Raw genomic sequence first — 24,444 nt, forward strand, 5'->3', positions numbered from 1 at the left:
GAGCCCGTCCGTAACATTGCGCAACCCCCATTGGGGGCGCCGGCCCGCACGCTGTCACACTGCAATCCGCGCGGTGCCCCCCGGCATCCGCCCCAGCCTGTGCACCACCCGACCCGCACACCCAGAAGGGGACCGCCCGTGTCCAACCGCTCCCGCCTCCTCGCGCTCGCCGCCGCGACCGGCGCCGCCGCCCTCGTCCTCGTCGGCTGCGCCCAGCAGCCCTCGGCGCAGCCGGTCGCCTCGCAGGCGACGCCCACCGCCGACCGCCCCGCGCCCTTCGACGGCGACCCGATCGACGTCGCCCTCGTGCAGCAGTCGGGAGCCGGCGACTACTTCACGGCGTGGACCGCCGGAGCGAAGGCGCAGGCCGAGGCCGCGAACATCGACCTCACCGTCTTCGACGCGCGCAACGACAACGCCAAGCACGCGTCCGACCTCGAGCAGGCGATTGCCGCGAAGCCCGACGCGATCATCGTCGACCACGGGCAGACCGACACGATCGAGCCCCGCATCCGCGAGGCGGTGGATGCCGGCATCCCCGTCATCGTCTACGACCTGGCGCTCGAGAGCACCGACGGCGTCCTCGTGACGTCGCAGTCCGACGCCTCGATGGCCGAGGGCGTCCTCGACCAGCTCGTCGAGGACAACGGCGACGGCGCGAAGGTCGGTCTCGTCAGCGCCGAGGGCTTCGCGCCGCTCGATCGCCGCAAGGTCGTGTGGGACCAGTACCTCGGCGACCACGACCTCGACCAGCTCTTCTTCACCGGTGAGGTCACCGAGTCGACCGCGACCGACAACATTCCGCTCGTCGACGCCGCCCTCAAGTCGAACCCCGACACCCAGGCGATCTTCGCCCCGTACGACGAGATCGCGAAGGGCGTCGTGCAGGCGGTGCGCCAGAACAATCTGCAGGACCAGGTCAAGGTCTACGGCATCGACATCTCCAACGCCGACATCGAGGTCATGACCGCCGAGGGCAGCCCGTGGGTCGCCACGAGCGCGACCGACCCTGCCGCCATCGGCGCCGCCGTCGTCCGCACCCTGGCGCTGTCCCTCGCGGACGAGCTCGACGAGACCGAGGTGCAGTTCCCGGCCGTCACCGTGACCCGCGACTTCCTGCTCGAGAACGAGATCACCAACGTCGCGCAGCTGCGCGAGGCGGAGCCCACGCTGCTGCTCGACGACGTCGTGACCGCCGACTGGCTGCCCGCCGTCTCGGGATGACCTCGGACGCACGCTCCACCGCTCAGGCGGACGACCTCGCCGTCGTCCGCCTGAGCGGCGTCGGCGTGCGCTACGGCGACACCCAGGTGCTGCAGGGTGTCGACCTGGCCCTGCACCCCGGCACCATCACGGCGCTGCTCGGCACCAACGGCGCCGGCAAGTCGACGCTGATCGGCGCCGTGTCGGGGGCCAATGCGTCGTACACCGGCGAGATCGTCGTCGGGGGCGAGACGGTGCGGCTGTCGTCTCCGACGAAGGCGCGTCGCGCCGGCATCGAGACGGTGCATCAGCGCATCGCCGACGGCATCGTCCCCGACCTCTCGGTCGCCGACAACCTCGCGCTCACGGACCTCACCTCGGGTGGGCACCGCCTCGTCCGGCGTCGGGCCACCGAGCGTGCCGCGCGCGAGGCGCTGGCGCGGCTCGGCCTCGACTGGTCCGACGATGTGCTGCGGGCGGATGCCGGGCGCCTGGGCGCCTCGGATGCGCAGCTGCTGATCCTCGCCCGCGCCCTCCGCTCCACCCCGCGTCTGCTCATCCTCGACGAGCCGACCTCGGCCCTCACCGCGGCCGAGGCGGACCGCCTCTTCGACGTCCTCCGCGCACTCCGCGCGGAGGGGCTCGCGATCCTGTTCGTCAGTCACCGCTTCGGCGAGATCGAGCGGCTCGCCGAGCGCATCCTGGTCCTCCGCGACGGCCGCCTCGAGCTCGACGCCGTCCGGCCGTTCGACTGGCAGGTCGCGCTCGAGGCGATGCTCGGCGTGCCCACCGAACTGCAGCAGCACATCACCGACCCGCTCCCCGCCGGCGACGCGGTGCTCACGGTCAGCGGCGCCACCCTGCTGCCCGGCGCCGCACCGCTCGAGCTCACCGTGCACGGCGGGCAGGTCACCGGCGTCCTCGGGCTGCTCGGCGCGGGCAAGACCGAGCTCGCCGAGCTCGTCGCAGGCGTCCGCACGGATCCGGCGGCATCCCTCACACTCCGGGGGGCGGACTTCCGCCCGCAGAACCCGGTCGTCGCGATCGACGCCGGCGTCGCCCTCGTGCCGGAGGAGCGGCAGCGCCAGGGCATCCAGCCCGGCTGGTCCATCGCCCGCACGGTCGGCCTGCCCGTCCTCCGCGAGATCTCGCGGCTCGGCGTCGTCAGCCCCGCCCGTGAGCGCGCGGTCGCCGACGAGGTGATCGACGCCTTCGATGTCGTCGCGCCGTCGAACGCCGCGACCCTCGACGAGCTCTCCGGCGGCAACCAGCAGAAGGTCATCGTCGGGCGCTGGCTGCGGACGAGCCCGACGCTGGCCGTCCTCGACGAGCCGTTCCGCGGCGTCGACATCGGTGCGCGGCGTCGCATCGGCGCTGCGGCCCGCGATCGTGCCGCCGAGGGTGGGGCGGTCCTCGTCCTCTCGAGCGACGTCGACGAGATCCTCGACGTCGCCGACCGCATAGTCGTCCTCGTGGGCGGCCGCATCGTGCTCGACACCCCTGCCGGGACCCTTGATCGCGCGCGCATCGTGAACGCCCTCCTCGGCGACGCCGAGCACCCGAAGGAGACCGCATGACCGCGCTCGCCGCCGCACCGGCGTCAGCCGTCGCGTCCACCCCGTCGCGCGTCGGCGCCGTCGTCGCCGGCGTGATCGCGAAGTGGGGCTTCGTCGCCGTCACCGTGCTGCTGTTCCTGTTCTTCCTCGTCACCGAGCCCGCCTTCGGGACCCCGGAGAACATCTTCGGGATGCTGAAGTTCATCGCCCCGGTCGGCATCGCCGGCCTCGGGGTCACCCTCGCGATGACCGTCGGCGGGCTCGACCTGTCCGTCGGGGCGAATGCGGGCTTCGCCGTGTCGATCGCCGCGTGGACCCTCGTGATCGCCGGTCAGGTCGGCGGGGTCGCCGTCGGCGTCGTCCTGCTCTCGGGCGCACTCATCGGAGCGCTGAACGCAGCCCTCATCGTGTTCGCCCGCATCCCCGACCTGCTCGCGACGCTCGCGACGATGTTCGCGGTCGTCGGGCTGAAGCTGATCATCGTCGACGGCAAGTCGATCTCGTCGCAGATGACCCTCGCCGACGGGTCGACCGCGCCGGGGCGGTTCACCGAGGACTTCCTCTGGTTCGACCGCGGCACGGTCGGCCCGGTGTCGGTGCCCGTCATCCTGTTCCTCGGGCTGACCCTCCTGCTGTGGTTCGTGCTCGACCGCACCCGGTGGGGGAGGGCGCTCTCGGCGGTCGGCTCGAACGCCGAGGCCGCGCGCCTGGCCGGCGTGCGGGTGCGGGTCTACCGTGCCGCCGCGTACATCGGGTGCGGCGTCCTCGCCTCGATCGCGGGGCTCATCCTCGCCGCACGCATCGGGCAGGGCGACGTCTCGGCCGGCAACTCGCTGCTGCTCGACGCCGTCGCCGTCGCCCTCGTGGGCGTCTCGGTGCTCGGCATCGGCCGGCCGAACGCCTGGGGGACGGCGCTCGGGGCGGTCCTCATCGCCGTGATGGTGACGGGGTTCTCGATGATGAACCTGCCGTACTACATCCAGGACTTCGGCAAGGGCGTCATCCTCCTCATCGCGCTGCTGTTCAGCTTCACCTTCCGCCGCCGCAAGACCACGATCATCGCCGGGAGCACGACCGCATCATGACCGACATCGCCGCCCCCGCCGCCGTCGACGAGCTGCTCCGCGTCGACACCGTCCCCGCCTACCTGCGGGCCCGGCCGAACCTCGCGGGCCCCGTCGACCCCCACGCCATCGAATCGGTGGTCGAGGTGGGCGACGGCAACCTCAACCTGGTCTTCATCGTGCGGGATGCCGCGGGCCGCGGCGTCGTCGTCAAGCAGTCGCTCCCGCATGTCAGGGTCGACCCGACGTGGCCGCTCACCCGCTCGCGGACCAAGCGCGAAGCGGTGGTGCTCGCCGCGCACGAGCAGGTGGACCCCGCGCACGTCCCCGCGCTGTACGGGTTCGACGAGGCATCCCTCGCCCTGTCGATCGAGGACCTCAGCGATCACGCGGTGTGGCGAGGCGAGCTGAACGCGGGACGCATCCACCCGTACGCTGCGGCCCAGCTCGGCACCTACGTCGGCGCCGTCGCCTTCGCCTCGAGCGTGTTCGGCACCCCCGGGCCCGAGCGGCGTCGCGCGATCGCCGAGGCGACGAACCCCGAGCTGAGCGAGATCACCGAGGATCTCGTCTTCACCGAGCCCTACGTCGATCACGAGCACAACGGCTGGCTGCCCGCCAACGACGACGACGTGCGCGAGCTGCGTGCCGATCTGCCGTTCGTCCGCGAGATCGGCCTCGCGAAGCAGCGGTTCCAGGAGAGCGCGCAGAGCCTGCTGCACGGCGACCTGCACACCGGGTCGGTGTTCGTGCGCGCCGAGGGCGAGTCGGTGAAGGCGTTCGATTCGGAGTTCGGCACGTTCGGTCCGACCGGTTTCGACCTGGGCGCGGTGTGGGCGAACCTGCTCATCGCGGCCTCGCGGGCACGCGTGCTCGGTCGGGACGGCGACGCCGAGCAGCTGCTGCGATTGCCGGTCGAGCTGCTCGCGGCCTTCGAGCTCGAGTTCACCCGTCGCTGGCCCGGCCGCGTCGACCCCCGTGTCTTCGGCGATGACGTCCTCGCCGCGACGGTGCAGCAGATCCGTTCGGATGCGGCGATCTACGCGGCGGCGAAGGCGGTGCGCCGCATCGTCGGGTTCTCGAAGGTCGCCGACATCCAGACGCTGCCCGAGCCGGAGCGCGCCGTCGCCGCCCGTCTCGTGCTGCGCGGGGCGCGGGAGCTCGGGACGGGGCGGCTGCGCGACGCGGATCCGCGTCGCCTCGCGGATGCGACCGTCGCCGTCGTCCTCGGCTGATCCGGCGCCGATCCGAGCCGCGGATAGCGGAAAGCGCCTGCCGCCGACAAGGTGTTCCGTCCGCGGGTCGTCCCCGGCACGATGGTGCCGGCGCAACCGCTCCGCGCCGCTTCGCGATCCGCTCGTCACCTGGAGGAACCGATGACCTACGCACCGCCCCCGCAACCGCCCTCGCGCCCCGGCCCCTCGATGGGCCACGCCGGCGAGGCGCCCATCTCGTGGCCGCTCTACGGCGCATCCTTCGCCCAGGCGTTCGGCCGGTACTGGAAGAAGTACGCGACGTTCACCGGTCGCGCGAGCCTCAGCGAGTTCTGGTGGTGGCGCCTGGCCAACCTCCTGATCATCCTGGCGATCTTCGCCATCATGATCGGCGGCGCGCTCGTGGGCGTCACGGTCGACCCGGTGACCGGCCGCACCGAGCCAGGTCCGCTCATCCTGGTCGGCGTGTTCCTCTTCATCGGGTTCGCCCTCGCGACGATCGTCCCGGAGCTCGCGATCACGTGGCGTCGCCTGCACGACGCGAACCTGCCGGGGCCGCTGTTCTTCCTCAGCTTCGTCCCCGGGGTCGGCAACGTCATCCTCGCGGTGCTGTGCCTGCTGCCCACCAACCCTGCGGGACAGCGATTCGACCACTGATGCGCGGGCATCGGCCAGCCGGGGTGCGCGTCAGCGCGTGGCGACCTGGAACCGCAGCAGCCACTCGGTGATCTCGAGGTGCCGGCGGGCGGCCGCGGCATCCTCTCCCCAGGCGTACATGCCGTGGTTCGCCACGATCAGCGCCGGCACCTCGGGCACCTCCGCCGTCGCGGGCGCGTAGACCTCGTCGAACCGCGCCGCTTCGACCGTCATGTCCTGGTCGTTCTCGATGACGGGCACCACGACGGTCTCGTCGTGCGCCCGGTGGCCGATCCCCTTCAGCATCTCCATGTCGCGGATGGCGACGCCGCCCGGCCAGCGGTGCCCCGCCACGACGGCGTCGAAGGCGTGCACGTGGAAGATCGCGTTCGCGCCCGTGCGGGCGGCGATGTGGGCGTGCAGGCCCGCTTCGGCGGACGGCGGCCGGGCATCGGTCGGATCGATGCCGAGGCCGTCCGCCCCGATGAGGACGACGTCGCGGTCGGTCAGCTCGGACTTCTCGAGACCCGAGGCGGTCACCGCCAGCACGAGCGGGTCGCGGCCGACGACGACCGACAGATTGCCCGACGTGCCCCGCATCCAGCCATAGCCCGAGAACCGGCTCGCCTCTGCGGCGAGGACGGCGCCGGCCGCGCGGATCTGCTCCGAGGCGGGGAGGCTCATCGGGTCACCTCGATGTCGGCGAACGTCGACACCGACGGCGCGGCGAACGAGGCGCCGTGCCAGGGCTCGCCGTCGCGGTCGAGTGCCACCACATTCCACCCCGCCGCGAGGGCCGCGCTCACCTCGTCGGGGTGATCGGTGAGGAACAGGATGCGTCCCGCCGGTGCGCCGACGGCGTCAGCGATCGTGCGATACGAGTCGGCGTCCTTCTTCGGTCCGGCGCTGACGGTGTCGAACCACTGCTCGACGAGCGGCGTGAGATCGCCCTGCGGCGCATGGCGGTACCAGGGCACCTGCGACGCGACCGAGCCTGAGGAGTACGACACCAGGCGGATGCCGGCGTCACGCCACGCGTGCAACCTCGGCGGGACGTCGTCGAAGAACTGCGACGTGATCTCGCCCGCGGCGAAGCCTTCGGCCCACAGGATGCCCTGCAGGGTCTTCAGCGGCGTCGACTTCACGTCCGAGGCCATGAGCGCGCGCAGGGCGTCGGCGACCTCGGCGTCGGTCGCGTCCGCTGCCAGTCCCGTCTCGGCGATCGCGTCGGCGCGAGCCGCGCGCACGGTGTCGTCGTCCCGGCCGAGAACCTCGTCGAGGCGGGGCCGGGCGTAGTCGTACAGGTCGCCGAGGATGAACCCGGCGGCGCTCGTGGTGCCCTCGATGTCGAGGACGATCACATCGGCGGAGACGGTGACGGTCATGCGGGTCCTTGCTGTGAGGTGGTGAAGTGGTCGCGGACCCCGGCCGGGGTGAATGCGCCGCGACTCGTGGCGATGCGGGTCACGAGGTGGGGCGGTGTCACGTCGAAGGCGGGGTACCAGGCGTCGGTCACGAGGGGGCTTGCGGTGCGCCGGCCGAGGACCTCGAGCACCTCGGTCGGGTCGCGGTCCTCGATGACGATGTCGGCGGAGGTCGGCGCGGACGGGTCCGGCGCTTCGACCATGGCGTAGAACGGGATGCCGAAGGCCGCCGCAGCGGCGGCGTGGGCGAGCGTGCCGACCTTGTTCACGACGGCACCGTCGAGCGAGACCCGGTCGGCCGCGGTGACGACCGCGTCGATGGGCCCGGTGCCGACGCCGCGCGGTGAGGACAGCGCCGCGGCGGCCATGCCGTCGGTGATGAGGGTGACGCGCTGCCCGAGCTCCCGCAGCGAGTGCGCGGTGAGGCGCGCGCCCTGCAGGTAAGGGCGGGTCTCGGTCGCGACCCACTCGATCTCGCGGCCCGCCTCACGGGCGGCGCCGACGAGGCCGAAGAGGTAGGCGTCGGCCCAGCAGTGCGTCAAGATGCGGGGGTGCTCCGGAAGGAGCGACAGCGCCGACCTGCCGATCGCCGCGCTCGCCTCGCGGTAGTCCCGATCGACGGCGCGGGCTGTCCCGATCGTCGCCTCGACGAGCGCCGTCGTCGATGAGGCATCCGCTCCCGCGCGGAGGATCCGCGCCACCGCGTCACGAGGATGGGCGTTCGTCGGCCTGGCCGAGGCGAGGGCGGCCCCCGCTGCGGCGATCGCGGCGTGCGCCGCGTCGAGGCGGAGCTCGCGCGCCTGCAGCGCCGCGAGCGCCATCCCGGCGGTGGCGGCGTAGAGCGGACCCGAGCTCTGGGTGACCATGTCGCGGATCGCTCGGGCGACGGCATCCGGCGTCTCGGCCGTGACCCATTCCACACGCGCGGGGAAGACGCGTCGGTCCAGGATGCGGACGAGACCCGCGCCCTCATCCAGCACGACGGAGTGCTCGAGGGTCGCGACCCGGGCGGCGGTCATCGGGTTCCTTCCGTGGGTGCGCTCGGGCGCGGGCGTTCGGGGTGCCTCCGCCAGCGTAGGAACTGCGAGCGCAGACGCCGCATCGGACGATACCTGGCGCAACAATCCCGCCGGTACCGCCGCCGCGGTGCCCGATACCCTGGAGGCATGACGATCACGGCCCGCTACCGCCTCGAGCGCGCGCTGCCGTCGGCGATCGGCATCCGCACCCTCAGCGCGCCGCAGCATCCGGGAACGAACGGCTGGGTGAGCGAGTGGGGGACGAACGCGCACGGCGAGATCGCCGGCTGCCCGCCGTCGCGCCGCTGACGCGCGCCGACCCGTCGGTGCGCCCTCAGCGACCCCTCTCACCGACGCCGGAAAGCGATCCGTCATGTCCTCATCCTCCCCTTCCCGCATCGCGCCGCACGAGCTGTGGCGCGGCATCCGTCAGACCGTCCGCACCGACGCGTTCGGCGGTCTGCTCCTGCTCGTCGCGACCGTCGCGGCGCTCGTGCTCGCCAACTCGCCCGCGGCCGGGTGGTACACCGGGCTCCGCGGGACGTCCTTCGGGCCTGAGTTCCTCCACCTGAACCTGAGCGTCGGCCACTGGACCGCCGACGGCCTGCTCGCGATCTTCTTCTTCGTCGTCGGACTCGAGCTGAAGGAGGAGATCGTCGCCGGCCGTCTCCGCTCGCCGAGGATCGCGGCGGTCCCCGTCATCGGCGCGCTCGGCGGCGTCATCGTGCCGGCGCTCATCTTCGTCGCCTTCACCGCGTCGGCGCCCGGTGACGCGGTGCACGGCTGGGCGATCCCGACCGCCACCGACATCGCCTTCGCGATCGCCGTGTTCGCCGTCGTCGCGAAGGGGCTGCCGCCGGCGCTCCGCGTCTTCCTGCTGACCCTCGCCGTGGTCGACGACCTCTTCGCGATCTCGATCATCGCGACGGTCTACACCGATGACCTGCAGCCGCTCTGGCTGCTCGCGGCGCTCGTGCCGCTCGCCCTGTTCGGCGTCGCCGTCCGGTTCGGCGTGCGGCACTGGGCGATCCTCCTGCCGCTCGCCGTCGTCACGTGGGCGCTCGTGCACGCGTCGGGCGTGCACGCGACGATCGCGGGCGTCCTGCTCGCGTTCACCGTCCCCGCGACCGTGACGCGTCGAGCGCGGGTGCAGGTGGCGACGGATGCCGACGGTGCCCCGGTCTTCGACCCGCTCACCGCCCACTTCGCCGACCGCTTCGGCTCGATCTCGACGCTCGTCGCGATCCCGGTGTTCGCGTTCTTCGCGGCGGGGGTGACCGTCGGCGGGTGGGACGGACTCGTGTCGGCCTTCGCCGACCCGGTGACCCTCGGCATCCTGTTCGGCCTCGTGGTGGGCAAGCCCGTCGGCATCCTGCTCGCGGTGTTCCTGCTGACTCGAGTGCCGGCCGTCCGGCGGACCTTCGAGCTGCGCTGGCTCGACCTGATCGGCGTCGGCTTCCTCGCCGGGATCGGATTCACCGTCGCCCTGCTGGTCGGCGAGCTGTCGTTCGGCGAGGGTTCGCTCGCGGATGATCACGCCAAGATCGGCATCCTCACCGGGTCGGTCATCGCGGCGGTCCTCGGAGGGACGATGCTCGCGATCCTGTCGCGGCGGGATCGGCGAGACTAGAGCGGACTCGATGTGCACGGAGGACAACAGTGAGCCGCACGCAGCAGACGCCCGCAATGTATCAGCGGAATGCGCTGGCTCCGAGCCTGCTCGCGGCGGCCGTGCTGTTCGTCGCGCCTGCGCTGCTCGAGAGCGACTGGTTCCTCGCCGTGCGATTCGTCGCGACGATCCTCGGCCTCATCATCGGCTGGTTCGCGGTGCAGGCGAGGCACTGGTGGTGGGTGCCGGTGTTCCTCGCGATCGCGGTGATCTGGAATCCGGTGTTCCCGTTCGAGTTCGCAGGCCCGATCTGGAGCGGCGCCCAGGTCGCCGCCGCATTCGTGTTCCTCGCCGCCGGCGCGACCATCAAGGTCCGCCGAGAGGGCTGAGTCAGCGCAGCTCGAGCCGTACGTCGGGGTGGCCGGCGAAGACCTCGAGCACGAGGTCGAAGTAGGTCGGGCCGGTGCCTGCGAGCACCTCGTCGAGCTGACGACGGATGGTCGCCGAGTCGAAGGTGCCCGGCTGCGCGAGCTTCGCGCGCAGCCACCGCTCGGTCTCGGCCTGACCGAGCGCGTCGCGGCTGTGCGCGGCATCCCACCACACGACGCGCACCGCCTCGTCGCCCGACAGTGCACCGAACCCGCCGTAGAGCAGATCGTCGAGGGCGTCCAGGCTCGCGCCGAGTCGCCAGTCCTCGCTTGCCATGAACAGGCTGTTCAGCTGGGCGTACAGATCAGGGATGCCGGCGATCCGCGCCCCGTCGATGACGTAGTCGGCCACCCGGGTCAGGGAACCTTGTGTCCCGCGGCGGCGATGAGGGAGTACCACTCCGCGCGGGTGAGGGGGATGTCCGAGCCCGCTGCGGCATCGGCCACGCGCTGGGGATTGGTCGTCCCGAGCACGACCTGCATGTGCGCGGGATGCCGGGTGATCCACGCCGTGGCGAGGGCGGTCGGCGTGACGTCGTACTTCGTCGCGAGCCGGCCGAGCAGCTCGTTGAGCTCGGGGTACTCCGGAGCGTCGAAGATCACGCCGTCGAAGAACCCCTTCTGGAAGGGCGACCAGGCCTGCAGCGTGATGCGGTTGATGCGCGAGTAGTCGACGAGTCCGCCGCCGTCGCGGGTGATGGAGTCCTCCTCGCCGATCATGTTGGCGGCGAGGCCCTGCGCGACGATCGTCGAGTGGGTGATCGACAGCTGCACCTGGTTGGCGACGATGGGCTGGGTCACGGCGGTCTTCAGCAGGTCGATCTGGCGCGGCGTGTGGTTCGAGACGCCGAAGGCGCGCACCTTGCCCGAGGACTCGAGGTGGTCGAAGGCGCGGGCGACCTCGTCGGGCTCGACGAGCGCATCGGGGCGGTGCAGTAGGAGCACGTCGATGCGGTCGGTGCCGAGGGCCTGGAGCGACTCCTCCGCCGAGGTGACGATGTGCTCGTACGAGTGGTCGAAGTGCCAATCGCCCGGCACGATGCCCGTCTTGGTCTGCAGCGTGATCTCATCGCGCTCCGCGGGAGCGAGGTTCAAAGCTTCGGCGAAGCGACGTTCGCAGCCGTGCCGCGTGCTGCCGTACAGGTCGGCGTGGTCGAAGAAGTCGACGCCCGCGGAGCGGCACGCGTCGTACAGCTCGCGGATCGCCTCATCGGACATCTCCTCGATCCGCATCATCCCGGCGACCACGTTGGGGACGTGGTGGTCGGTGGGCCCAAGGGGGACGAGGCGCATGGTGCTCCGTTCTGCGCCGATGCGGCGCGATCGAGCTTCCAGCATGACCGAACCGGATACGGGCCTGTCAACCGGGCTGGCTACGCGCGACCGGCCACCGCAGCGGCCACCACGACGTTGTTCACGATCGTGGCGGCGACCGTGCGTGCGACGGCCTGCGCCGCGGCATCCGCTCCCCAGTTGCCCTGCTCGAGCTCCTTCGCGCGAGTGATGACGGCGCTGTTCCAGCCGATCTCGCGGTCGAACTGCGGGAGCGTCCCGCTGCCGGACAGCAGTGCGGCCAGCGCGGCGGTGCGGGCGTCGGGCTGCGCGCCGTCGACGAGCACCGCGCGGACGCCGGCCATCAGCTCGTCGCGCCGGCCGCTCGGGCCGGGTGCGAGCGAGGTGGTGTCGATCAGGCCGAGGAGCTTCCGGGAGGTGCGGGCGATGTCGCCGCGGTCCTCGAGGCGCTCGAGGACGGGCGAGCGGAGTGCGGGCCCGACGGCGGCGAGCACGGTCTGGACGCCGCGCGGCTTGTCGGTGACGTAGTCCCAGGCGGGGCGGAGCAGCGGGTCACCGGGCGGGTGGTCGGCGACGGCGCGGATGCGGAGTGCGCCGGTGGCGCCGGCGGTGTCGGTCTCGACGTTGCCGTCGAGGCCGACCTCGGCGAGGACGGCGCCGGCGAGGACGTAGAAGAGGGTGCCTTCGCCGGCGATCGTGCCGTGGCGCGGCTGGAAGAGGAGGAGGAGCAGGTCCTCGGCGAGCGTGGGTGCGCCGGGATCGGTGTTCGTCGTCATCATGTGCTCAGTCGACACCCTGTTCCCGGAACAGGGTCAAGCGCCGGAGGCGGTCTCGTCGGGTGCGGATGCCTGCGCGGCGGCGATCTGCTCGGTCGCGAGGTGGCTCGCCAGTGCGAGCACGCGGATCTGTGCGGGGTTGTACAGCTCCTGCAGCGCCTCGACGAAGGTCTCCTGGCTCACCCGCTCGCCTCGGGGGAGATGATCGCCCGGATCGCTCAGCCACGGGTAGTCGCGCAGGCTCTGCTCGATCGAAGGTGCCAGCGCGCGTGCGAGGCGGAGCACGGTCTCGTCGCCGGCGTCCGCCGCGAGGGCGTCGATCTCGGCGCGGACCTCGGGCGGGCTCGCGTCCTCGCCGACCATCTTCCGGACGTCGGCCATCGCCTCGTCGTCGTACAGGCGGCCGAAGACGTGGATCAGTGAGCTGTCCGCATCCGAGAGCGTGTCGGCGTACGGCTCGAAGCCCGACGGGCCCGACGCGGGCGCATGCCCGTGTCGGATGGCGGCGAGGTCTGCGCGGGCGCGCTGCAGTCGTTCGATGCCGGCCTGCAGCTCGGCGTCGAGGTCGTCGAGCTCGCGCTCACCGGCGGTGCCGCCGTCGATGAGGTCGGGGACCCGCGAGAGCGGGACGCCCAGGTCGACCAGACGCCGGATCCGCAGCAGGCGCACGAGGTCGGCCGCCGTGTACTGCTTGTAGCCGTTGTACCGCCGGTCCGGCTCGGCCATGAGGCCGAGCCGGTGGTAGTGGCGGACCGTGTTGACCGTCGTGCCGGCGAGCTCAGCCAGTTCCCGCGTGCTCCACGCCATGCGCTCCTCCTCGCCGCGTCACTGTATCCAGGGGATGCCGCGATGTCACCATCCGAGGACGGTGACGAGCCCTGTGGCGGCCGCGGCGACGGCACCGGTCCACAGCACGATGGCGATGATCTGCCAGAGCATGACCCAGCCCTTGCGCACGCCCGAGGCGACGAAGAACGCGGCGGTCAGCTGGGTCGGCAGGGCGAGCGGGGCGAGCAGGCTCGCTCCGGGGACGCCGAAACGCACGAGCCAGCGGCGGAGCTTCGTCTGCCCCTTCGTGCGGCGGGTGGGCTTGTCGTCCGTGGTGGCCTGCTCGTCGACGGTCGCGACCGTCAGCGCTCCGGTCGAGGCGCCGGCGCTGGCGGGCGCGGCGGTCTGCGTCGCTGCGGCCCGCCGCGCGACGACGGATTCCCGGACGCGCGAGCCGAGCAGGACGACGAGCAGGAGCGAGAGGATGTTGCCCGTCGCGCCGGCGATCGCGGCGACGATCGGGTTGATGCCGACGATGATGCCGAGGGTCGCGGAGCCCTCGCCCTCGACGTAGGGGATGGCGCCGGCGAGGGCGACCATCAGGGGCTGGACGAGTTCGGGAAGGCCGGCGACGACATCCTGGAGGCCTTCGTAGGGGCTGGACATGGGGTGCTCACGCTCCGTTTCGATGGGTGAGCACCCATCACAGACCGTGTTCTCACCACAGGGTCAAGCGGTCGTGTCAGCCGTGTCGGCGGCGGTCGTGTCGAGCATCCTCCGGGCGAGCAGCGTCGAGCCTGCGACGGCTGCGGGCATGGCGACGACGGCGCCGAGCGGGATGAGGAAGCAGAGCTGCGTGGCCACGCCGAACCCCAGCACCCGCGCGCGGTGTCCGCGTCGCACGCGGCGGCGGGCGCCGGCATCCAGCCGCCGCGCGGTCAGCGCGCGCGAGGTGAGCTCGTCGGCGAGCAGCCAGCCCGTGAGGAACGCGGCCGTCACGGCACCCAGGACGCCGCCGACGGCGGGGATCAGTCCGACCAGGCCGGCGACGATCGCGGCGAGGAGGCCGCGGAGGATGAGGCTGACGCTGTCACCCACCGAACGCCAGAAGCCGTACTCCGACTCGGGTGCGGGGTCGCCCAGGTCGGTCTCGACGGCCCGCCAGATGCGCTCGTAGAACGGGTCGCCGACGAGCAGGGTGAGCGCGGTGAACGAGACGACTGCGAGGACGACGGCGCCGCCGAGGATCGCCGCGCCGATGCCGAACCGCACGAGATCGGCGCCGAGCGGCGCCCAGGTGTCGGCGAATCCGGTGAGCCCGTCGACGAGGTCGCGGAGCAACACGGCCAGCGTGATGAGGCCCGCCAGCAGCACCAGTCCGACGATCGCGGCGGGGATGATCCCGAGCGCCATCGCCCTCGGCAGTCTGCCCCAGTATCCGAAGCCCCGGAGGAGGTCGCCGACGCCCGAGAAGAACGAGCGGATGCGGCCGGACGGAACGGAGGCGGTCATGCCGTCCATCCTCTCCTGCCGAGTCGTCTGACCGCCGGCATCCGCCCTACACCGCTTCGCCCCGTTCGAGAAGCGGCACCGTCGGGGGTTGCACGATCCATATCGACCCGCTGAAGTGGTGCGATGGCACACGACACGACGGCGGCCCCCGCCGAGAACCAGACCGGCCTGAAGCGGGCAGTCGGCACCTGGTTGCTGTTCGCCTTCATCGTGGGTGACACCCTCGGCGCCGGCATCTACACACTGGTCGGCACGATGGCGACCGACGTCGGCGGGGTCATCTGGCTGCCGCTGCTCATCGCCCTGGTCGTCGCTCTGCTCACCGCGGGCACGTACGCGGAGCTCATCACGAAATACCCGCACGCGGGCGGTGCCGCGAGGTACGTCGACAAGGCGTTCGGGATCCCGTTCCTGTCGTTCATCGTCGGGTTCCTCATGATGGCCTCGGGCATCACGACGGCCGCGGCGCTCGCCAACGCGTTCGCGGGCGACTACTTCGCGTCGCTCATCGACATCCCGCCGGTGCCCGTCGCGATCGCCTTCATCGCGATCCTCACCCTCATCAACCTCCGCGGCGTCAAGGAGTCCCTTGCGACCAACATGGTCGCGTCGATGATCGAGGTCACCGGACTCGTCATCGTCATCGTCGTCGCGGCCGTCGTCTTCGGCAGCGGCGGCGGCGAGCCGTCGCGCATCTTCGAGTTCGCGCCCGATGTGCCCCCGCTCGAGGGCGCCTTCGCGGCATCCATCGTCGCGTTCTTCTCCTTCCTCGGCTTCGAGGCGGCGGCGAACATGGCCGAAGAGGTGAAGAACCCGTCGCGCGCGTACCCGCGGGCGCTGTTCGGCGCGATCCTGACGGCCGCCGTCGTGTACCTGCTCATCGCCCTCGGCGCCGTGATCGTGGTGGAGCCGACGACGCTCGCCGACTCGACGGGTCCGCTGCTCGAGGTCATCACCGCGAGTGGGCTCGCGGTGCCCGGATGGCTGTTCGCCCTCATCGCGCTCGTCGCGATCGCGAACGGGGCCTTGCTGTTCATGGTGATGGCCAGCCGCGTCGGCTACGGGCTGGCCGAGTCGGGGCTGCTGCCGCACGCCTTCGGCAAGGTGCTGCCGAAGCGCCGCACCCCTTGGGTCTCGATCGTCGTCGTCGCCGGCGCGACCATGCTGCTGACGGTCGTCGGTGACATCTCGACGCTCGCCAACACGACGGTGCTCCTGCTGCTGCTGGTGTTCCTGACCGCGAATGTCAGCGTCCTGGTGCTGAAGAAGGACAAGGTCGACCACAAGCACTTCTCGGTGCCGCGCATCGTCCCGATCCTGGCGATCATCGCGAGCATCGTCCTGCTCACGCAGCAGGACTGGCCGGTCTGGGCGGCCACCGGGGGATACATCGTCGTCGGGTCGGTCCTCTTCTTCGTCGCCCGCTTCGGACGCCGGCGCGGCGACCGCAAGATCGCCGAGCGGACGGGCGCCATCGACACCGTGTGAGCGCGGTCGAGAAGTGATGGAGGACGAGCACGAGCACTGACCGTGCCCCCCGCAAGGGGTCGCCGGGGTGCCGGGCCTCGCCCCTAGGCTGGCTCGCATGAGCGACGCTGCAGGAGAGAACTGGTCTCGCAACATCCGCTATTCGGCCGATCGGATCGTCGCGCCGCGGACTCTCGACGAGCTGCGGGACGTGGTCGCGGCATCCGACTCTGTGAAGGCCCTCGGGTCGCGACACTCGTTCACGCGCATCGCCGACACCACCGGCACGCTCGTCTCGACCGCTGAGCTCGACGTCCCGGTGCAGGTGGATGCCGGGCGTCGGCGCGTCCGCGTCGGGGGCGGCGTGCGCTACGGGGAGCTGGCGCAGGCGCTCGAGAAGCAGGGGTGGGCGCTGGCGAACCTCGCGTCGCTGCCGCACATCTCCGTCGCGGGTGCGGTCAGCACCGGCACGCACGGGTCGGGTGTGGCGAACCGTTCGCTCGCCGCGGCGGTCACCGGGCTCGATCTGGTGACCTCGACGGGTGAGCTGGTCCGCTTCACGGAGCAGGACGACACGCTCGCGGGTGCCGTCGTCGGCCTCGGCGCGCTCGGCGTGGTCGCGAGCGTCGAGCTGGCGATCGAGCCGAGCTATGAGATCGAGCAGACCGTCTACGACGACGTCCCGCTCGAGGCGGTGCGGAAGTCGTTCGACGTCATCGCCGGATCGGCCTACAGCGTCTCGTTCTTCACGACGTTCCAGCAGGACGCGTACGTCGATCAGGTGTGGCGCAAGCAGCGAACGGATGCTCCGCCGCTGCCGATCCCGGCGGCGCTGCGCGATCGCGAGGCAAGCGGCCCCCGGCATCCGCTTCCCGGGGTGTCTGCGGCGGCCTGCACCGTGCAAAGAGGTGAGGCGGGCGCGTGGCTGGACCGCTTGCCGCACTTCCGCCTCGAGTTCACGCCGTCGAACGGGGAGGAGCTGCAGTCGGAGTTCCTGCTGCCGATCGAGGATGCGGCGGACGCCTTCGACGCGATCCGGGCGCTGTCGCCGAAGCTGGCTCCCGTGTTGCAGGTGTGCGAGATCCGCACGGTCGCGGGCGATGACCTGTGGCTGTCGCCGAGTTCTGGGCGCGATTCGGTGGCTTTCCACTTCACCTGGCGGTCGGACGAGGAGGGTGTCGCCGCCGCGCTGCCGGCGCTGGAGGGCGCGCTCGCCGAATTCGGGGCGCGGCCGCACTGGGGCAAGGTGTTCACCCCGCGCGATCCCGCGGAGCTGTACCCGCGCTGGGCGGACTTCGTGACGCTGCAGCGGGAACTCGACCCCCGCGGCGCGTTCGTCAACGAGTATCTGCGGGCGCTGGGTCTGTGAGCGTGTGAGTCCATGGCGCTCGCGCGACGGGCGGGGGTGGCCGCGGGCCTCTGTGCGGCGGTCGTCCTTCTCGGCGGATGCACGCAGGGCGTGTCGGGGAGCCGAGCATTCATCTACGAGTCGCTCGACGAGCTGGTGGGCAGTTCGGATCTGATCATCGAGGCGACCGTCGGTGGGACATCGCGTCCCGGCGGTGGGGACGACCCGACCGGCGTCGTCGCGGACGTCGTCACGCAGTACCTCCCCGAGAATCTCGGCACGGCGCCCGTGGATGACGCGCACCCTTCGGACCCGTTGGGCCCGCTCACGACGTCGACGGTGGAGGTCCTGCAGTATGGCGCGGGGTCACCAGGTCAGCCCCCCAGGCTCGAGGACGGCGAGACGTACCTGCTGTTCCTGAACCGGTCGATGCTGTGAGGGGACCTCGCGGATGCCTTCTTCGTCACGGGCGCGGTGGCCGGGATTTGCACGGCGGGGCCGGGCGGGGTGTTCGAGCGAGTGAGCACGGAAGATCCCGGGCTGCCGGCTGAGATCTACGCGGCCGACCTCTCCGCTTGGCGGAGCGTCGCGCCGGGGTGACCGACAGTCGCCGGATGCCGCCGCGCGGGTGCGACGGCATCGGGAAGGGAGTGCGGCTCGGTGGCGCAGCCGGGCTCGTATGGAGCTGCCGCGACCGTCATCGTCAGAACGGTGTGAAGCCGTCCCGGAACGGCCGGTTTCCACACCCTGGAGATGAGACTTCCCTCACCCGGGGGGGGCGGCAGAGGTCACCGAATGCGGAGGAGCGCGCCGGATTCGGACCAGGACGGCCCCCCGCATCCGAATCCGGCGACATTCTCCGAATCCGACGCACGGCGCCCGGCACGCGAGGACCCACGCCCCGCGCACGGCGTCCGGCTTCGGCACATGGGCTGAAACCCGACCCGCCCGACCCCCCATCCCACACCTCACGTGCGGCGGAGCATCACGACCCGTCGGTCTCCACCTCGCCGCTCGCGATGGCGTCGGCGTACTTGCGCAGGTCGGGGCCGGGCTCCCAGTCGATGAACTTGTCCTTCAGCCTGCTCGTGAGTTCGGCGAACGCCTCGTCGGAGGTCATCTCGTTTCCCGAGCCGGCCAGTTCGACGACGGCGTCGCGGAGCACCCGGTCGGCGTCGTCGAGGATCTTCGTGCGTGCTTCGTCGTTCCAGCGGATCTCTGAGCTCTTCATGCCGGGACGCTAACCGCGGGCCCGCCCGGCGGTCCTGGGCTTGCGCTCCGCCCCGCGATGCGCTTGCGTCCCGACCCGCAACGACGCGCGATCAGCCCCGACCCGCAACGACGCGCGATCAGTCCCGACCCGCACCGACCCTTCCGCCCGTACTGCATCGCCCGCGGACTGGCAAGCGGATGTCCGCGCCGCCGCGCCCGGCGAAGGATGGCCCTCCGGAGCGCTCGACTCCGACGGAGGCCCCCGGCATCCGGTCGGGCCCCGCGGGAGGAGTCCGACGTGAGCAGCACCACATCCCGAGGCGTCGCCGTCGTCACCGGCGGCAGCGCCGGCCTCGGCCGGTCGATCGTCCGTGAGCTGGCGGACCGCGGCTGGGATGTCGCCGTCCTCGCCCGCGGCAGGGACGGGGTGGATGCCGCAGTCGCCGAGGTCCGCGCGAAGGGTCGCCGCGCGCACGGCGTCTCCGTCGACGTCGCCGACAACGCGGCGGTCGAAGCCGCCGCCGCCGAGGTGGAGTCGCAGCTCGGCGAGATCGACCTGTGGGTGAACAACGTCATGTCCGGGTCGATCGCTCCGTTCCTCGACACGACACCCGAGGACTACGACCGTGCGACGCAGGTCACGTACCTCGGCACGGTGAACGGCACGCGCGCCGCACTGCAGCGGATGCGGCAGCGCGACCGGGGCCACATCATCCAGATCGGATCGGCGCTGGCTCATCGGGGCATCCCTCTGCAGGCGGCGTACTGCGGGTCGAAGCATGCCGTGCACGGCTTCACCGACTCCGTCGTCTCCGAGCTCACCCACGAGGGGAGCGCCGTCGCGGTCTCCATCGTCGACATGCCGGCGCTCAACACGACCCAGTTCGGCTGGGTGAAGTCGCCGTTCTCGAAGCACCCTCAGCCGGTCCCGCCGATCTACCAGCCCGAGGTCGGCGCGCGCGCCGTGGGGGACGTCGCCGACAGGCCCCGCCGCCGCACCTGGGTGGGCGAGTCGACCGTGGGTCTGGTCCTCGGCACCCGGGTGGCGGGTCGCTTCATGGACTGGTACCTCGCCAAGAACGCCTGGGAGGGGCAATTCGCCGACGACAAGGGGACGTCGACGACCCCGCCCAACCTCTACGAGCCGGTCCCCGGCGATCACGGCGCCCACGGCGCATTCGACGACCGCGCGCGCGGCGAGAGCATCCAGACCCGCGCGCTGCGCCACCGGCGCGGGCTGTACGGCGCGGCATCCGTTCTCGGCGCACTCGGGATCGCGGGGGCGGTCAAGCTCCTGCGACGCTGACACCCGCGCCCGGATCCGCCTGCCGGAAGCGGCACGGGTAGCATCCGTACTCGTGCCCTACTTCGATCGCATCGCTTCTGAACGGACGGATGCGACCAGGTTCCGTCCGACGAGTCTCACCGGGGGAGCCTGGAACGTCGCGGAGCAGCACGTCGCCCCGCCGATCGGCCTGCTCGCCCACGCGATCGAGGTCGACCATACGACGCGCAGCCCGCAGCCGATGCAGCTGTCACGGCTCTCGGTCGACATCCTCGGCGTGATCCCGATCGACGAGGTCGAGGTCACCTGCCGCGTGCTGCGGCCGGGACGCAGCATCGAGCTCGTCGAGGCCACGCTCGCGCACACCGGGCGGCCCGCACTCGTCGCGCGCGCCTGGCTCATGCACACCCGAGACACCGACGCGGTGGCCGGCTCGGCGCATCCGTCGATGCCGCCGCGCGACGCGCTCGAACGCGTCGACCCGTCGTCCGCGTGGCCGGGCGAGTTCATCGCCACGGTCGGCGAGGTGCGTCGTCAGCAGCAGGAGCCCGGCCGCGGCTGGACCTGGATCCTCCCCGTTGTGCCCCTGCTCGACGGCGAGCCGGTGTCGACCACCGCCCGCCTCGTCTCGCTCGTCGACATCGCCAACGGCATCACTCCCCGGGCGGACCCGCGCGAGGTCGCGTTCCCGAATCTCGACCTCACCCTGCACCTCGTGCGCGAGCCCGAGGACGGCTGGATCGGCTTCGACACGACCGTCACCTTCGGCGCCTCGGGGCTCGGCATGACCCAGACCGTCCTCCACGACGAGCGGGGCGTCGTCGGCTCGGTCGTCCAGTCCCTCACCGTCCGGCCCGGCCGATGACCCTCCCGCTCGCGGGCAGGACCGCACTCGTGACCGGCGTCTCGCGCCGCCGGGGCATCGGCTTCGCCGTGGCGTCGCGCCTGGCGGCCCTCGGCGCGAGCGTGTTCGTGCAGCACTGGCGGCCGCACGACCTCGACCAGCCGTGGGGCGGCGACGATCTCGACGAGGTGCGGCACGGCATCCGCTCGGCACTCGTCGACGGTGGGGCCTTCGGCGACGCGGAGGCCGACCTGACGGATGCCGCGGCGATCCCGCGCCTGATCGACGCCGCCTCCGGCCTCACCGGACGCCTCGACATCCTCGTCTGCAACCACGCGAAGAGCGGCGGCGACGGCAGCATCCTCGACATGACCGGCGACCGACTCGACGCGTTCTGGAGCACCAATGCCAGGTCGACCCTGCTGCTCACCGCGGAGTTCGCGCGCCGTCTCGCGCCCCCGCAGTCGGGGCGTCGCCGCCCGGGCGACACGATCGAAGGCGAGAAGCCGTACGCCGAGCCGACCGGGCGCGTCTTCTGGATGACGTCCGGGCAGGGGCACGGCGCGATGCGCGGTGAGATCGGCTACGCCACGAGCAAGGCGGCGCTCGCCGGGATCACCCGCAGTGTCGCGGCCGAGCTGCTCGAACTCGGCATCGTGCTGAACACCGTCAACCCCGGTCCCGTGAACACCGGCTACATGGACCACGACACCGCCGACCGCGACGTCGACGGCCTCGACGAATGGATCCGCGCGACGCCGTTCGGGCGGGTCGGTGTGCCGAGCGACCCCGCGGCGCTCATCGGCTGGTTGTCGACCGCCGAGGGCGCGTGGATCGTCGGGCAGGTGCTCACGAGCGACGGCGGCTTCAGCCTGTAGCGACGCCGTGCAGCGCGAGGCCCCCTGCGCGCCCATCCGCACGCCCCACGCACGCCCGTGATCGCACATGTCCGCGGATCGTGCGATGATCCGAGCGTGAGCGAGGATCCAACCCGAGTGCCGGTGCGGTCGAAGGACCTGCTCGAACAGTGGGTCGCCGAGTTCATGGCCACCTGGCACAGCAACGCGACGACCATCAAAGTCGCCGTGCAGGACGGTTCGGACGGACGGGACACCGGCCTCGTGGTCGTGCACCTCGTCAACGCCAACGCCGACATCTACATGGAGCCGGTCGGCATCGACAGGGCCGAGTGGGCGACGACCCTCACCGCCCGGCCGTCGGACGCGACACTCTCGCCGTACTCCCTCGTCGCCCTCGGCGCCGAGGTGACGATGGCCGGCAACCTCTGCATGTTCCTGCAGTTCAAGTCCCTCGAGTGGGACCGTATGACCGGGATGCACTGAGTGACGACGGATGCCGCGGACGCGATCGTCGTCGGCGCGGGACTGGCCGGGCTGGTCGCCGCATCCGAACTCCTCGACGCCGGCAAGCGGGTGCTCATCGTCGAGCAGGAGCCCGAGGCAAGTTTCGGCGGGCAGGCCTGGTGGTCCTTCGGCGGCCTCTTCCTCGTCGACTCACCGGAGCAGCGCCGGCTCGGTGTGAAGGACTCGCTCGAGCTCGCCCGGCAGGACTGGCTCGGTTCCGCCGGCTTCGACCGGCCCGAGGATCGCTGGCCGCGCGCCTGGGCGGAGGCGTACCTCGAGTTCGCAGCGGGTGAGAAGCGCGCCTGGCTGCGCGAGCGCGGCATCCGCTTCTTCCCGGTCGTGGGATGGGCCGAGCGCGGCGGCGACCGCGCCACGTCGCACGGCAACTCCGTGCCGCGATTCCACATCACGTGGGGTACCGGCCCCGGCGTGCTCGAGCCGTTCGTCCGCCGCGTGCTCGAGGGTGCCGCGGCGGGCCGCGCGCACATCGCATTCCGCCATCGCGTCGACCGCGTCGACGTCGCCGGCGGACGGGTCGTCGGTGTCAGCGGCGCCGTCCTCGCCCCCGACGACGCGGAGCGCGGCGCCCCGAGCAATCGCGACGAGACGCGCGAGTTCACCTTCCGCGCTGGGGCCGTGCTCGTCTCGAGCGGCGGCATCGGCGGCAACCACGACCTCGTCCGGGCGCAGTGGCCCGCGCGGATGGGCCCCGCGCCCGAGTCGATGCTCTCCGGTGTACCGGCCCACGTCGACGGACGGATGCTGGGCGTCGCGGCCGAGGCGGGTGCGCGTCTCATCAACGGCGACCGCATGTGGCACTACGTCGAAGGCATCCGGAACCACGATCCGGTGTGGCCGCGCCACGGCATCCGGATCCTTCCCGGACCGTCGTCGCTGTGGTTGGATGCCACCGGTCACCGCCTGCCCACGCCGCTGTTCCCGGGGTTCGACACGATCGGCACCCTCGAGCACATCGTCCGCGCCGGCCACGACCACAGCTGGTTCGTGCTCAACCAGGCGATCCTGCAGAAGGAGTTCGCCCTGTCGGGCAGCGAACAGAATCCCGACCTCACCGGGAAGGACGTCCGGCTGCTCGCACAGCGCCTGCAGCGCGGGCGCGCGACAGCTCCGGTCGAGGCCTTCAAGGCACGCGGCGCGGACTTCGTCGTCGCCCGCACGGTGCCGGAACTCCTCGAGCGGATGCGGGAGGCATCCCCTCTGCTCGACGTCAACCGTGTGCGGCTCGAACTCGACGCGCGCGACCGCGAGATGACGAACCCGTTCACGAAGGACGCGCAGGTCACCGCCGTCCGGCAGGCGCGGCGGTATCGCGGCGACAAGCTGTTGCGGGTCGCGACGCCCGGCCCGATCGCCGACCCGAAGGCGGGGCCGCTGATCGCGGTGCGGCTGCACGTGATCACGCGCAAGAGCCTCGGGGGCATCGAGACCGACCTGTCCGGGCGGGCCCTCGCCGCGTCGGGGGAACCGGTGCCGGGTCTGTACGCTGCAGGTGAGGCGAGCGGCTTCGGCGGCGGCGGCGTGCACGGCTACCGCGCGCTCGAGGGCACGTTCCTCGGCGGCTGCATCTTCTCCGGTCGCGTCGCGGGCCGCGCGATGGCCGCCGCCGTCTGAGCTCGCACGGCGCGACCGTCGGGGCGCGCCGGCAGAGGGACGTCGCTACGCGACGGCTTCGGTCGGCGGAACCTGCGCCAGGGGCGCGCGGGGGAGCGGCACGGGCGCGGTCGGCGGGCGCATCGCCGCGCGCAACCGTTCGAGGGCGGAGCGCGTCCGCGACTTGACGGTGCCGAGCGGGTCGCCCGTCAGGGCTGCGATCTCGGACTGGCTGTATCCGCCGAAGTAGGCGAGTGCGATCACACGCTGCTGCTCGACGGTGAGGTCGGCGAGGTGGAGCCGCAGGGCGGCGGCCTCCACGCGCAGGTGGACGTCGTCGGCGATGTCGCCGCCGGTCGCGGCGACCGCCCGCATCCCGTCGGATCGGTCGCGCTCGCTCGCAGCCCGCACCGCGCGGACGCAGTCGACGGCGCGGCGATGGACGTGCATGAGCACCCAGGTCCGCGGCCGCCCGCGTTCGACATCGAAGCGCCCGGCGTGGTGCCACACGTGGACGTAGGCCTCCTGCAGCACCTCCTCGGCGAGGTGGTGATGACCCGTCACACGCACGGCGAGGGCGTAGGCCGCGCCGCAGGTCAGGTCGTACAGGCGGGTGAACGCGGCGACGTCCTGCGACGCCGTCCGGGCGATGAGGCCCGTGAGCTCATCGTCCGTCACCGGAGGGGATGTTTCCGACATGTCTGCATCCTGCGCCCCGCGCCCCGCGCATCGCAGCGCTTGCCGAGCGGCCCCGATGGTGCTAGCCGATTTCCACTCATCTGAATGCATCGTCGGCGGCAACACCGACCCA

Annotated in this window: 27 protein-coding genes; 16 read left to right on the forward strand and 11 right to left on the reverse strand. The window is 71.8% G+C overall.

Features of this window, described 5'->3' with window-relative positions; genetic code table 11:
- Positions 1-138: 138 nt before the first annotated feature.
- The 5 genes from KZX17_RS04410 to KZX17_RS04430 all read left to right on the forward strand — a co-directional run bounded on the left by KZX17_RS04410 (position 139) and on the right by KZX17_RS04430 (position 5,694).
- The gene (locus KZX17_RS04410; RefSeq protein ID WP_248170534.1) at positions 139-1,224 is read left to right on the forward strand and encodes a substrate-binding domain-containing protein; all 1,086 of its coding nucleotides are present in this window, start codon (positions 139-141) and stop codon (positions 1,222-1,224) included.
- Positions 1,221-2,780, forward strand: coding sequence for a sugar ABC transporter ATP-binding protein (locus KZX17_RS04415; protein WP_248170533.1), 1,560 nt, complete (start codon positions 1,221-1,223; stop codon positions 2,778-2,780). Before KZX17_RS04410 ends, KZX17_RS04415 begins: the two co-directional genes overlap by 4 nt.
- Positions 2,777-3,844 (forward strand): ABC transporter permease, encoded by a 1,068-nt coding sequence (locus KZX17_RS04420; RefSeq protein ID WP_248170532.1) that lies wholly within the window; start codon positions 2,777-2,779, stop codon positions 3,842-3,844. The genes KZX17_RS04415 and KZX17_RS04420 overlap by 4 nt, the downstream gene beginning before the upstream one ends.
- Positions 3,841-5,058 carry an S-methyl-5-thioribose kinase gene (gene mtnK / locus KZX17_RS04425; protein WP_248170531.1) on the forward strand — a complete coding sequence of 406 codons (1,218 nt, stop codon included), beginning with the start codon at positions 3,841-3,843 and terminating at the stop codon, positions 5,056-5,058. The genes KZX17_RS04420 and mtnK overlap by 4 nt, the downstream gene beginning before the upstream one ends.
- Positions 5,059-5,199: 141 nt before the next feature.
- Positions 5,200-5,694 carry a DUF805 domain-containing protein gene (locus tag KZX17_RS04430; protein ID WP_248170530.1) on the forward strand — a complete coding sequence of 165 codons (495 nt, stop codon included), beginning with the start codon at positions 5,200-5,202 and terminating at the stop codon, positions 5,692-5,694.
- Between the two features lie 30 nt (positions 5,695-5,724).
- On the opposite strand, the gene mtnB is transcribed toward KZX17_RS04430, so the two are convergent.
- Genes mtnB through KZX17_RS04445 form a run of 3 tightly spaced genes read right to left on the reverse strand, consistent with a single transcriptional unit; the run spans position 5,725 to position 8,116 of the window.
- Positions 5,725-6,357: a methylthioribulose 1-phosphate dehydratase gene (gene mtnB, locus KZX17_RS04435; RefSeq protein WP_248170529.1), complete on the reverse strand. Its 633-nt coding sequence runs from the start codon at positions 6,355-6,357 to the stop codon at positions 5,725-5,727.
- Complete coding sequence (mtnC, locus tag KZX17_RS04440) at positions 6,354-7,058, reverse strand: acireductone synthase (RefSeq protein WP_248170528.1); 705 nt, start codon at positions 7,056-7,058, stop codon at positions 6,354-6,356. The genes mtnB and mtnC overlap by 4 nt, the downstream gene beginning before the upstream one ends.
- Positions 7,055-8,116, reverse strand: coding sequence for a hypothetical protein (locus KZX17_RS04445; protein ID WP_248170526.1), 1,062 nt, complete (start codon positions 8,114-8,116; stop codon positions 7,055-7,057). Before KZX17_RS04445 ends, mtnC begins: the two co-directional genes overlap by 4 nt.
- Before the next feature lie 147 nt (positions 8,117-8,263).
- On the opposite strand from KZX17_RS04445, the gene KZX17_RS04450 reads away from it, so the two are divergent.
- The 3 genes from KZX17_RS04450 to KZX17_RS04460 all read left to right on the forward strand — a co-directional run bounded on the left by KZX17_RS04450 (position 8,264) and on the right by KZX17_RS04460 (position 10,114).
- Positions 8,264-8,425, forward strand: coding sequence for a hypothetical protein (locus KZX17_RS04450; protein ID WP_248170524.1), 162 nt, complete (start codon positions 8,264-8,266; stop codon positions 8,423-8,425).
- Between the two features lie 64 nt (positions 8,426-8,489).
- Positions 8,490-9,746 carry a Na+/H+ antiporter NhaA gene (gene nhaA, locus KZX17_RS04455; RefSeq protein WP_248170522.1) on the forward strand — a complete coding sequence of 419 codons (1,257 nt, stop codon included), beginning with the start codon at positions 8,490-8,492 and terminating at the stop codon, positions 9,744-9,746.
- Between the two features lie 29 nt (positions 9,747-9,775).
- Entirely contained in the window at positions 9,776-10,114 is a 339-nt protein-coding gene (locus tag KZX17_RS04460; protein ID WP_248170520.1) for a DUF6804 family protein, read from the forward strand.
- Position 10,115: 1 nt separating this feature from the next.
- Here the strand turns inward: KZX17_RS04460 and KZX17_RS04465 are convergent, their stop codons facing one another.
- The 6 genes from KZX17_RS04465 to KZX17_RS04490 all read right to left on the reverse strand — a co-directional run bounded on the left by KZX17_RS04465 (position 10,116) and on the right by KZX17_RS04490 (position 14,502).
- A complete protein-coding gene (locus tag KZX17_RS04465; RefSeq protein WP_248170519.1) occupies positions 10,116-10,505 on the reverse strand; it encodes a ribonuclease inhibitor in 390 nt (129 codons plus the stop codon).
- Positions 10,506-10,510: 5 nt separating this feature from the next.
- Positions 10,511-11,446, reverse strand: a complete 936-nt coding sequence (locus tag KZX17_RS04470; protein WP_248170518.1) for an aldo/keto reductase family oxidoreductase — start codon at positions 11,444-11,446, stop codon at positions 10,511-10,513.
- An 80-nt stretch (positions 11,447-11,526) separates the two neighbouring features.
- Entirely contained in the window at positions 11,527-12,225 is a 699-nt protein-coding gene (locus tag KZX17_RS04475; protein WP_248170517.1) for a GPP34 family phosphoprotein, read from the reverse strand.
- Positions 12,226-12,258: 33 nt separating this feature from the next.
- Positions 12,259-13,029 (reverse strand): MerR family transcriptional regulator, encoded by a 771-nt coding sequence (locus KZX17_RS04480; protein ID WP_248170516.1) that lies wholly within the window; start codon positions 13,027-13,029, stop codon positions 12,259-12,261.
- Between the two features lie 45 nt (positions 13,030-13,074).
- Complete coding sequence (locus KZX17_RS04485; protein ID WP_248170515.1) at positions 13,075-13,656, reverse strand: small multidrug efflux protein; 582 nt, start codon at positions 13,654-13,656, stop codon at positions 13,075-13,077.
- Positions 13,657-13,719: 63 nt separating this feature from the next.
- Positions 13,720-14,502: an EI24 domain-containing protein gene (locus KZX17_RS04490; RefSeq protein WP_248170514.1), complete on the reverse strand. Its 783-nt coding sequence runs from the start codon at positions 14,500-14,502 to the stop codon at positions 13,720-13,722.
- Positions 14,503-14,625: 123 nt separating this feature from the next.
- Between KZX17_RS04490 and KZX17_RS04495 the strand changes: the two genes are divergently transcribed.
- From KZX17_RS04495 to KZX17_RS04505, 3 genes are all read left to right on the forward strand, one after another.
- A complete protein-coding gene (locus tag KZX17_RS04495) occupies positions 14,626-15,990 on the forward strand; it encodes an APC family permease (protein WP_248170513.1) in 1,365 nt (454 codons plus the stop codon).
- A gap of 97 nt (positions 15,991-16,087) precedes the next feature.
- Positions 16,088-17,338 (forward strand): FAD-binding protein, encoded by a 1,251-nt coding sequence (locus KZX17_RS04500; protein WP_248170512.1) that lies wholly within the window; start codon positions 16,088-16,090, stop codon positions 17,336-17,338.
- Positions 17,339-17,350: 12 nt separating this feature from the next.
- Positions 17,351-17,755 (forward strand): hypothetical protein, encoded by a 405-nt coding sequence (locus tag KZX17_RS04505; protein ID WP_248170511.1) that lies wholly within the window; start codon positions 17,351-17,353, stop codon positions 17,753-17,755.
- A gap of 547 nt (positions 17,756-18,302) precedes the next feature.
- Here KZX17_RS04505 and KZX17_RS04510 read toward each other — a convergent pair.
- A complete protein-coding gene (locus KZX17_RS04510) occupies positions 18,303-18,548 on the reverse strand; it encodes a hypothetical protein (protein ID WP_248170510.1) in 246 nt (81 codons plus the stop codon).
- A gap of 279 nt (positions 18,549-18,827) precedes the next feature.
- On the opposite strand from KZX17_RS04510, the gene KZX17_RS04515 reads away from it, so the two are divergent.
- The 5 genes from KZX17_RS04515 (at position 18,828) to KZX17_RS04535 (ending at position 23,654) form a co-directional block, all read left to right on the forward strand.
- The gene (locus KZX17_RS04515; RefSeq protein ID WP_248170509.1) at positions 18,828-19,835 is read left to right on the forward strand and encodes an SDR family oxidoreductase; all 1,008 of its coding nucleotides are present in this window, start codon (positions 18,828-18,830) and stop codon (positions 19,833-19,835) included.
- Positions 19,836-19,887: 52 nt separating this feature from the next.
- Entirely contained in the window at positions 19,888-20,679 is a 792-nt protein-coding gene (locus KZX17_RS04520) for a thioesterase family protein (protein ID WP_248170507.1), read from the forward strand.
- A complete protein-coding gene (locus KZX17_RS04525) occupies positions 20,676-21,536 on the forward strand; it encodes an SDR family oxidoreductase (RefSeq protein ID WP_248170505.1) in 861 nt (286 codons plus the stop codon). The genes KZX17_RS04520 and KZX17_RS04525 overlap by 4 nt, the downstream gene beginning before the upstream one ends.
- A 96-nt stretch (positions 21,537-21,632) precedes the next feature.
- Complete coding sequence (locus tag KZX17_RS04530) at positions 21,633-22,001, forward strand: hypothetical protein (RefSeq protein ID WP_248170503.1); 369 nt, start codon at positions 21,633-21,635, stop codon at positions 21,999-22,001.
- Entirely contained in the window at positions 22,002-23,654 is a 1,653-nt protein-coding gene (locus KZX17_RS04535; RefSeq protein WP_248170501.1) for an FAD-binding dehydrogenase, read from the forward strand.
- A gap of 45 nt (positions 23,655-23,699) precedes the next feature.
- On the opposite strand, the gene KZX17_RS04540 is transcribed toward KZX17_RS04535, so the two are convergent.
- Positions 23,700-24,332 (reverse strand): sigma-70 family RNA polymerase sigma factor, encoded by a 633-nt coding sequence (locus KZX17_RS04540; protein WP_248170499.1) that lies wholly within the window; start codon positions 24,330-24,332, stop codon positions 23,700-23,702.
- Positions 24,333-24,444 lie beyond the last annotated feature (112 nt).

It is taken from the genome of Microbacterium sp. EYE_78, assembly GCF_023149035.1.
Lineage (GTDB): Bacteria > Actinomycetota > Actinomycetes > Actinomycetales > Microbacteriaceae > Microbacterium.

What these genes read in the sequence shown, in the direction of transcription:
- KZX17_RS04490 (WP_248170514.1), bottom strand. Translation starts at nt 14,502, where the DNA reads ATGACCGCCTCCGTTCCGTCCGGCCGCATCCGCTCGTTCTTCTCGGGC.
- KZX17_RS04525 (WP_248170505.1), top strand. Translation starts at nt 20,676, where the DNA reads ATGACCCTCCCGCTCGCGGGCAGGACCGCACTCGTGACCGGCGTCTCG.
- mtnB (WP_248170529.1), bottom strand. Translation starts at nt 6,357, where the DNA reads ATGAGCCTCCCCGCCTCGGAGCAGATCCGCGCGGCCGGCGCCGTCCTC.
- KZX17_RS04470 (WP_248170518.1), bottom strand. Translation starts at nt 11,446, where the DNA reads ATGCGCCTCGTCCCCCTTGGGCCCACCGACCACCACGTCCCCAACGTG.
- KZX17_RS04500 (WP_248170512.1), top strand. Translation starts at nt 16,088, where the DNA reads ATGAGCGACGCTGCAGGAGAGAACTGGTCTCGCAACATCCGCTATTCG.
- KZX17_RS04475 (WP_248170517.1), bottom strand. Translation starts at nt 12,225, where the DNA reads ATGATGACGACGAACACCGATCCCGGCGCACCCACGCTCGCCGAGGAC.
- KZX17_RS04480 (WP_248170516.1), bottom strand. Translation starts at nt 13,029, where the DNA reads ATGGCGTGGAGCACGCGGGAACTGGCTGAGCTCGCCGGCACGACGGTC.
- KZX17_RS04420 (WP_248170532.1), top strand. Translation starts at nt 2,777, where the DNA reads ATGACCGCGCTCGCCGCCGCACCGGCGTCAGCCGTCGCGTCCACCCCG.
- KZX17_RS04540 (WP_248170499.1), bottom strand. Translation starts at nt 24,332, where the DNA reads ATGTCGGAAACATCCCCTCCGGTGACGGACGATGAGCTCACGGGCCTC.
- KZX17_RS04485 (WP_248170515.1), bottom strand. Translation starts at nt 13,656, where the DNA reads ATGTCCAGCCCCTACGAAGGCCTCCAGGATGTCGTCGCCGGCCTTCCC.
- KZX17_RS04415 (WP_248170533.1), top strand. Translation starts at nt 1,221, where the DNA reads ATGACCTCGGACGCACGCTCCACCGCTCAGGCGGACGACCTCGCCGTC.
- KZX17_RS04445 (WP_248170526.1), bottom strand. Translation starts at nt 8,116, where the DNA reads ATGACCGCCGCCCGGGTCGCGACCCTCGAGCACTCCGTCGTGCTGGAT.
- mtnK (WP_248170531.1), top strand. Translation starts at nt 3,841, where the DNA reads ATGACCGACATCGCCGCCCCCGCCGCCGTCGACGAGCTGCTCCGCGTC.
- KZX17_RS04505 (WP_248170511.1), top strand. Translation starts at nt 17,351, where the DNA reads ATGGCGCTCGCGCGACGGGCGGGGGTGGCCGCGGGCCTCTGTGCGGCG.
- nhaA (WP_248170522.1), top strand. Translation starts at nt 8,490, where the DNA reads ATGTCCTCATCCTCCCCTTCCCGCATCGCGCCGCACGAGCTGTGGCGC.
- mtnC (WP_248170528.1), bottom strand. Translation starts at nt 7,058, where the DNA reads ATGACCGTCACCGTCTCCGCCGATGTGATCGTCCTCGACATCGAGGGC.
- KZX17_RS04430 (WP_248170530.1), top strand. Translation starts at nt 5,200, where the DNA reads ATGACCTACGCACCGCCCCCGCAACCGCCCTCGCGCCCCGGCCCCTCG.
- KZX17_RS04510 (WP_248170510.1), bottom strand. Translation starts at nt 18,548, where the DNA reads ATGAAGAGCTCAGAGATCCGCTGGAACGACGAAGCACGCACGAAGATC.
- KZX17_RS04495 (WP_248170513.1), top strand. Translation starts at nt 14,626, where the DNA reads ATGGCACACGACACGACGGCGGCCCCCGCCGAGAACCAGACCGGCCTG.
- KZX17_RS04450 (WP_248170524.1), top strand. Translation starts at nt 8,264, where the DNA reads ATGACGATCACGGCCCGCTACCGCCTCGAGCGCGCGCTGCCGTCGGCG.